The organism is Nocardia sp. NPDC004722 (genome assembly GCF_053601505.1).
In genome coordinates this window covers 1-5,155 of record NZ_JBSGBY010000593.1, presented here as the reverse complement: position 1 = coordinate 5,155, position 5,155 = coordinate 1, and the positions used below count along the sequence as shown (strand labels likewise).

Sequence of the window (5,155 nt, the reverse complement as noted above, 5' to 3'; positions counted from 1 at the left end):
GGTCAGCCGGTCGCGGGTGGTCCACAGTTCCCGCACGATGGCGAGCTGGCGGGTGCGGCGCAGCGCGTGGATCCCGGAGGTGCGCCGCCACCGATCGGACTTCGGCGCGGACGGCTCCGCGGTGCGCACATGCTCGAATTCCTGTGCGGCCCACTCGGATTTGCCCTGCTCGCCGAGATCCGCCGCGACCGCGTCGCGCAGCTCGATCAATAGCTCGACATCCAGGGCGGCGTAGTTCAGCCAGTCGTCGGGCAGCGGACGCGTCGACCAGTCGGCCGCGCCGTGACCCTTCTTGAGCTCGCGGCCCAGCAGCTTCTCCACCATGGCGGCCAGCCCGACCCGCTCGTATCCGGCCAGGCGGCCGCCGAGTTCGGTGTCGAACAGCACGGCCGGGTAGAGGCCGAGTTCGGCGAGTCCGGGCAGATCCTGATCGGCGGAGTGCAACACCCATTCGAGGGGGTTGATCGCGTCGGCGAGCGGTTCCAGATCGCCGTCCACCGGAATCGGATCGATGAGGAAGCTGCCCGCCCCCTCGCGGCGTAACTGGATCAGATAGGCGCGATTGGAGTAGCGGAACCCGGAGGCGCGTTCGGCGTCGACAGCGAGCGGACCGGTGCCGGCGGCCAGTCGCCGCGCGGCCGACGCGATTTCGGCAGCAGTGTCCAGTACCGGCGGTACACCCTCCACTGGCGCGAGCAACGGTACCGCGGCAGTGGCTTCGGGTTCATCTGGTACGGACATGGTCTTGAACTCTACGGGTAGGGCAATGGCGAGCCGCGTCACGTCGGTGAAACGCCGGGCCGTGACACTGCGTCGGGCCATTGGGAATCGTACGTGGACCGCGTCGATTTCGTTGCGGTACAGACGTTCTCGCAGGCGAGGGGCTATTTCCTGGCTCTGCGCGTGGGAATTCGGGTGGGCGCGGGAGGGTGCGCCCCCGGGCGCGCGAGCTATTCAGTGCTCTCGCCCCGGCGTACGTCCAGGCGGGTGACCCCGGCGGGCGGCAGCCCGGCCGCGAAGGCGAGCACCTCGCAGAAGCCCTCCACATGCGGTCGCAGGGCGGTGTCGGTGACCGTCCAGGACGCGCGCAGTTCGAGTTGGTGCGCGCGCGGCGGTCCGGCGATATCGCCGTAGCGCACCGAACTGGTGGAGGTGACCGTGCCGCCGAGCGCGGTGAAGGGGGTGCGGGAATCGAGCGCGTCGACCAGCCAGCTCCACGCGACCTCCGGCAGCAGCGGGTCGGCGGCGAGCGCGGAGTCGATATCGGCCTGGATGTAGGCGACCAAGCGGAACACCCCGTGCCAGGCCTCTTGACCGGCCGGGTCGTGCAGCAGGATCAGGCGGCCGAAGGCGTCGCCGTCGGAGTCGACGGGTATCACGGTGGCGTCGGGCCGGGTGACCTCCGCGCCGAGGGCGTAGGAGTACGGGGCCAGGCGCTGCGGCGGGCGGATCGGTGCCAGTTCGATTCGGGGGTGCACTGATGCGGTTCCCATGGCCTCGACCGCGGCGCGGAACCGGGCTGGTTCTTCGGGCTCCGGGGTCGGGGCAGCGCCGTCGCGGAAGTCGAGCGGTGTCACGAATGGCACCGTAGACCCCCGGGGTGCCGAGCGGTGCGAGGCGCGCCGCTCGGCCCCCTTTACGATGGGCGGTGATGAGTACTTCAACCCGCCGCCTGCTGACCGATGCCCCGTTCCTCGCCGCCGCCACCGGTGGCGTGCCGCATCGTCGGCCGGTGTGGTTCCAGAGACAGGCCGGTCGGTCCCTTCCGGAGTATCGCGAGCTGCGCGCCGGAATCGGCATGCTGGAATCGTGTTTCGATCCGGAGCTGGTGTGCGAGATCACCATGCAGCCGATCCGCCGCCACGATGTCGACGCGGCAATCCTGTTCTCCGACATCGTCGTTCCGCTCAAGGCCGCGGGCATCGACCTCGACATCGTGCCCGGTGTCGGCCCGGTGGTCGCGAACCCGGTGCGCACCGTCGCCGACGTGCGCGCGCTGCCGCGGTTGCGCGCCGAGGAAGTGGGCGCGGTCACCGCGGGCATCAAGCTGCTGCTCGACGCGCTCGGCAACGTGCCTTTGATCGGATTCGCCGGTGCCCCGTTCACTTTGGCGTCCTACCTGGTCGAGGGCGGGCCGAGCAAGAACCACGAGCGCACCAAGGCGATGATGCTCGCCGATCCGGAGACCTGGCATCAGCTGATGAGCGCGCTCACCGACATCACCATCGAATTCCTGCGCGCGCAGATCGGCGCGGGCGTGGACGCGGTGCAGCTGTTCGACTCCTGGGCGGGCGCGCTGCCGCTGGCCCAGTACCGCGAATACGTGATGCCGCACTCGCAGCGGGTCTTCACCGAGATCGCCGACGCGGGCATCCCGCGCACCCACTTCGGTGTCGGCACCGGCGAACTGCTGGGCGCCATGGGCGAGGCGGGCGCCGACGTGGTCGGCGTCGACTGGCGAATCCCGTTGAACGAGGCCGCCCGCCGCGTCGGCCCCGGAAAAGCCTTGCAGGGCAACCTCGATCCGGCCGTCCTGTTCGCGGGCCCCGCGGCCATCGAGTCCGAGGTCCGCCGCATCGCCCACGAGGCGGACGAGGCAATCACCTTGGGCGCCAAGGGCCACATCTTCAACCTCGGCCACGGCGTGCTGCCCAACACCGACCCGACCGTCATCACCGACACGGTCGCGCTCATCCACTCCCTGCCCGCCCCGCTCTGAGTCGCGACGGCTCCCGCACGGCCGAAAAACCATGCGGGAATAGCCCATACCGGCCGGTACCGTCACCGGTATGGGTGCCCGAGCCAATTTCGTCCTGATCGACGGCGACGGCCCGCGCCTGCACTACTCGCACTGGGCCGCCGACACCATCGCCTCCGTGCTGATCGCCGGGCCCGACCCGGCCTGCCGCTTCATCGACGCCCAGCGCCTGTGCGATCCGGCCACCGATTGGCTCGACGACGTCTGGTGCGAGGGCGGCGCGGTCGTGGATCTGACGAAGCGTGAGCTCGTCTACTTCGGTGACCAGCTGCTGTGGGAAGTGCCCGAGAAGCTGGTCTTCTCGCTGCTGCTGGCGCGCACGTGGCCGGGCTGGCGGCTGCGCTGGGCCTACGACGGTATCGGCGATCTCGCGGCGGCGGCCGGTGTGGATCGCTCGCTTGTGCGCAAACTGAACCCCGAACGCCGATGGCTGCCCGACACGGTGACCGAGGACCTCGAGGACGCGCACCTGCTGACCGTCACCGCGGGCGGCGTCACGACCGCCTACCCGCTCGACTCCTCGCTGCCGCACTTCGCTTGGCTGGGCCCGGTCTTGCTGGAGCGTCTCCCCACCGGCGGCACCACCCGACTGGTTCTCGACGGCGCACCGAGTGCGGGCTTGCACGTGGACGTCGACGCCCACCGTATCGGCGTCTGGATCGGATTCACCGCCCCCGGCCTGCTGCCCGCCCTGATCGACCTGTGGCCCGGCTGGCACATCGACTTCTGGTTCGACCGCTACACCGAACAGCTCGCCCGCTGCGGCGACGCCGTCGAGGTCCCGTTCCGTCACCCCGCCGAAACCCTGGACGAGGTGGTGGACCACCTCGCAAAGCGCCTGGGCCGCAACCCTGTCGAGTCCATGCTGTCGCTGGTCGACACCATGGAAACCGAATCCGACCAACAAATCCGACTCAACCCCTTCTTCACCGCACACCAGCCCGTCGACCCCACCGCCACCGAATGGTCCGTCGTCCTGCAAACCGCCGCCGCCCTGCGCGCGGAACTGGCCGTGCTCTGACCCGCGCCCATGACCGAACCCTGACGTCCCCGAAATCCCTGTGCGCGAGCAGCTTCGGCGGGCGTAGCGTCCCGGTCATGGGCGCACCGGGCTGCTTCGTCATCATCGACGCCGAGGGCTCCCGTTACTACCCGTGCCGCTGGGCGGGCAATGGTGTGTGCGCGACCCTCCTCGCCGGTCCGAAGGCCGCGACGGAGACCATCGAGTCCTGTCACCAGCGCAATGACGATGCGGGCGCGGCCTGGCTCACCGAACGCGGGCTGGACGGCGGTGCCGTCATCGACCACCCGCACCGCGCCCTGACCTGGTTCGGCGACTACTACCTGTTGTGGGAGCAACCGATTCGCGACACGGTGACAGCGCTGCTCGAATTGCTCTGGCCGGGTTGGCGATTGGAGTGGGCCGAGCGCGGCGCGGCCGATCTCGCGGCCGCCGCGGGCCTGGCCCGTGCTCCGGAGGACCCGCCGCGCAGCCCGGATCCGGGACCGCCCGCCGAACCGCGGTCTCGCCACAGCCGCCTCTCCGCACTGGACGAGACCGTCGCTCTGCTTGCCGCCGTGTTCAACCAGACCACCACGATCACGGCCTTCGACCAGCGCCCGCTCCCGGAATTCCGCCGGTCCCGCGACCGCGCCTCCTTCGACGACGCCACCTGGTCCACCGTCCTCCTCGCCGCCGAGGAGCTGCGTTCCGGGTGGGCCTCCGGGGCATGAGTTCGGTGCTGTCGCCACCGTCCGCTTCCGATCATCGCGAGTTTCCGATAGGGCGGCGCGCGAGCCGGGTGGACGGCTGGCTTGTGGGGCGCGGCGTCAATCACGTTCCGGCGCGCCCCCTTTCCCCGGGGAACTGGTGAAAGACCTGATGGGAGTGGTCGGCGGGTGGGAAGCGGGGTGCGTGCGGCCGGGCACCACACGGGGGCGGGCAGGTCCTGCGGGAGTAGGTTGGCTCGGGTAGCGGCTCGCGCGGTGCGGGTCGCGGGGTCGTGGGTCGCCGATGCCGGGCGGCGGCGCGACGGCACCGGGCGAGGAGGAGTGGTCGATGCGGATTGCGGTGGTTGGTGGCGGTATCAGCGGGCTGGTGGCTGCCTATCGACTGCGGCAGGCGCTGGGGGATGCCGCCGAACTGGTGCTGGTGGAACGGCGGGATCGGGTCGGGGGGATTTTGCGGACCGTTGATATCGAGGGGGATCCGGTTGATCTGGGGGCGGAGGCGTTTGTCGGGCGGCGGCCCGAAATTCCGGAGTTGATGCGGGAATTGGGGATCGAGGGGCAGCTGGTGCATCCGGCGGGGAAGCGGCCGCTGGTGTGGTCGCAGGCTGCGCAGGGTGCCCGCGCCGACGAGGATGGCGTCCGACTCCGCGCGCAGGGCGTCCACTC

The 5,155-nt window shown here is 70.3% G+C and carries 6 protein-coding genes; 4 read left to right on the top strand and 2 right to left on the bottom strand.

Annotation, left to right across the window (positions count from 1 at the left end; genetic code table 11):
• Together ACWELQ_RS37490 and ACWELQ_RS37485 are read right to left on the bottom strand one after the other, a co-directional pair.
• A partial coding sequence (locus ACWELQ_RS37490) for a ribonuclease D (protein ID WP_452401761.1) occupies positions 1-741 on the bottom strand: 741 nt, incomplete at its 3' end.
• A 209-nt stretch (positions 742-950) separates the two neighbouring features.
• Positions 951-1,577, bottom strand: a complete 627-nt coding sequence (locus ACWELQ_RS37485; protein ID WP_452401760.1) for a DUF3000 domain-containing protein — start codon at positions 1,575-1,577, stop codon at positions 951-953.
• 74 nt (positions 1,578-1,651) lie between these two features.
• On the opposite strand from ACWELQ_RS37485, the gene hemE reads away from it, so the two are divergent.
• From hemE to ACWELQ_RS37465, 4 genes are all read left to right on the top strand, one after another.
• On the top strand, positions 1,652-2,719 hold the full coding sequence (gene hemE, locus ACWELQ_RS37480; RefSeq protein ID WP_452401759.1) for a uroporphyrinogen decarboxylase: 1,068 nt from the start codon (positions 1,652-1,654) through the stop codon (positions 2,717-2,719).
• A 70-nt stretch (positions 2,720-2,789) separates the two neighbouring features.
• Positions 2,790-3,779 (top strand): hypothetical protein, encoded by a 990-nt coding sequence (locus ACWELQ_RS37475; protein ID WP_452401758.1) that lies wholly within the window; start codon positions 2,790-2,792, stop codon positions 3,777-3,779.
• Positions 3,780-3,856: 77 nt separating this feature from the next.
• Positions 3,857-4,492: a hypothetical protein gene (locus ACWELQ_RS37470; RefSeq protein ID WP_452401757.1), complete on the top strand. Its 636-nt coding sequence runs from the start codon at positions 3,857-3,859 to the stop codon at positions 4,490-4,492.
• A gap of 325 nt (positions 4,493-4,817) precedes the next feature.
• On the top strand, positions 4,818-5,155 hold a 338-nt coding region (locus ACWELQ_RS37465; protein WP_452401756.1), incomplete at its 3' end, for an NAD(P)-binding protein.

What these genes read in the sequence shown, in the direction of transcription:
- hemE (WP_452401759.1), top strand. Translation starts at nt 1,652, where the DNA reads ATGAGTACTTCAACCCGCCGCCTGCTGACCGATGCCCCGTTCCTCGCC.
- ACWELQ_RS37475 (WP_452401758.1), top strand. Translation starts at nt 2,790, where the DNA reads ATGGGTGCCCGAGCCAATTTCGTCCTGATCGACGGCGACGGCCCGCGC.
- ACWELQ_RS37470 (WP_452401757.1), top strand. Translation starts at nt 3,857, where the DNA reads ATGGGCGCACCGGGCTGCTTCGTCATCATCGACGCCGAGGGCTCCCGT.